1 protein-coding gene and 1 pseudogene are annotated in these 2,108 nt (G+C 68.4%); both read right to left on the bottom strand.

Annotated features, from left to right (window positions below; all coding sequences use genetic code 11):
• A partial coding sequence (locus tag ACLN58_RS21495; RefSeq protein WP_415857247.1) for a CTP synthase occupies positions 1-1,677 on the bottom strand: 1,677 nt, incomplete at its 3' end.
• Positions 1,674-2,108 (bottom strand): annotated as a pseudogene (locus tag ACLN58_RS21490) (hypothetical protein); the annotation flags it as partial. The gene ACLN58_RS21495 and the pseudogene ACLN58_RS21490, both read right to left, overlap by 4 nt.

The raw sequence follows: 2,108 nt of genomic DNA, 5'->3' as shown, positions 1-2,108 counted from the left end.
GCGCTCAAGCGCGGCCCGAACCAGGCCGACGAAGAGCGGGTGCGGGCGCGTGGGGCGCGAGCCGAGCTCGGGGTGCGCCTGAGTCGCGACGTAGTACGGGTGGACGTCCTGCGGGAGCTCGACGAACTCGACGAGCTTGCCGTCCGGCGACGTGCCCGAGAACACGAGACCCGCCTCCGAGAGCTGGCCGCGGTACGCGTTGTTGACCTCGTACCGGTGGCGGTGGCGCTCGGAAACCTTCGTGACCCCATACGTGTGGGCGACGACGGAGTCGTCCTGCAGGACCGCGTCGTAGAGGCCCAGGCGCATCGTGCCGCCCATGTCCCCCTTGCCCTCGACGATCTCGAGCTGCTCGGCCATGGTCGCGATGACCGGGTACTTCGAGTTGGGCTCGAACTCGCTCGACGAGGCGCCCTCGAGGCCCACGACGTTGCGCGCGTACTCGATGACCATGCACTGGAGGCCGAGGCACAGTCCGAGGGTCGGGAGCTGGCGTTCGCGCGAGTGCGTGAGTGCGCCGAGCTTGCCCTCGAGGCCGCGGATGCCGAAGCCGCCCGGAACCACGATCGCGTCAACACCGGCGAGGGCCTTCTCGGCGCCGGCGGGCGTCTGGCACTCGTCGGAGGCGACCCAGCGGATGTTGACCTTCGTGTCGTTCGCGAAGCCGCCCGCGCGGAGCGCCTCGGTCACGGACAGGTAGGCGTCCGGGAGGTCGATGTACTTGCCCACGAGGGCGATGTCGACCTCGTGCGCGGGCTCGTGGACGGCCTTGAGGAGGCGGTCCCACTTCGTCCAGTCAACGTCCTTGAACGGCAGGTCGAGGGCCCGCACGATGTACGAGTCGAGGCCCTGCGAGTGGATGACCTTGGGGATGTCGTAGATGCTCGGCGCGTCCGGGCAGTTGACCACAGCGTCCGTGTCGACGTCGCACATGCGCCCGATCTTGTCCCGCATCGCGTCCGGGATCTGGCGGTCCGAGCGGACCACGATCGCCTCGGGCTGGATGCCGATCGAGCGGAGGGCCGCCACGGAGTGCTGGGTCGGCTTGGTCTTGAGCTCCTGCGACGGGCCAATGTACGGGACGAGCGAGACGTGGAGGAAGAACACGTTGCCGCGGCCGATGTCCTGGCGGACCTGTCGGGCCGCCTCGAGGAACGGCTGGGACTCAATGTCGCCGACCGTGCCGCCGATCTCCGTGATGATGACGTCCGGCGCGTCCGGGCCGTCAGCGGGGAGGCGCATCCGGCGCTTGATCTCGTCCGTGATGTGCGGGATGACCTGGACCGTGTCGCCGAGGTACTCGCCGCGGCGTTCCTTGGCGATGACCGTCGAATAGATCTGGCCGGTCGTGACGTTGGCGGATCCGTCGAGAGGCTCGTCGAGGAACCGCTCGTAGTGCCCGATGTCGAGGTCCGTCTCAGCGCCGTCCTCGGTCACGAAGACCTCGCCGTGCTGGAACGGATTCATCGTTCCGGGGTCAACGTTGAGATAGGGATCGAGCTTTTGCATCGTCACCGAAAGCCCGCGCCCGCGGAGGAGATGTCCGAGGCTCGACGCCGTCAGACCCTTCCCGAGCGACGAGGCTACGCCTCCGGTCACGAAAATCTGCTTGGTCGTCTTGTCGGCGTCTGAAAACCGGGAATGAGAGCGATGCACCACGGAATTCGAGCTTATCATCTCTTGGCCGTCCGGTCCCGACTTCCCGCGCGCGCCGTTTTGCGTGGCGGCCCCTCCCGGTCCGCTCGTGCGTCGTCCAAGAGCTCTTGGGCGTGCGCCCGAGCTGAAGCCGAATCCTCCTGGCCCGCGAGCATGCGCGCGAGTTCGACCACGCGCTCCTCTGAGGCGAGGAGCGAGACGTCGCTCGACGTGAAGCCCGCGACTCCGTCGGCGCCGCGCTCCCCCGAAGCAACCGAGTTCTTTGTCACACGGATGTGCCGGTCCGCGAACGCCGCGACCTGTGGCAGGTGGGTGACGACGAGCACCTGGACGTGCCGCGCGAGCATCGCGAGGCGCCGCCCGATCTCGACGGCAGCGCGCCCGCCCACGCCCGCGTCGACCTCGTCGAACACGAACGTCGGAACGGGGTCGACGGCCGCGAGCACCACCTC

This window comes from Sinomonas sp. G460-2 (genome assembly GCF_047759905.1).
Taxonomy (GTDB): domain Bacteria; phylum Actinomycetota; class Actinomycetes; order Actinomycetales; family Micrococcaceae; genus Sinomonas.
Note: the sequence above shows the minus strand (reverse complement) of the source record. Positions and strands in the feature narration are given on the sequence as shown.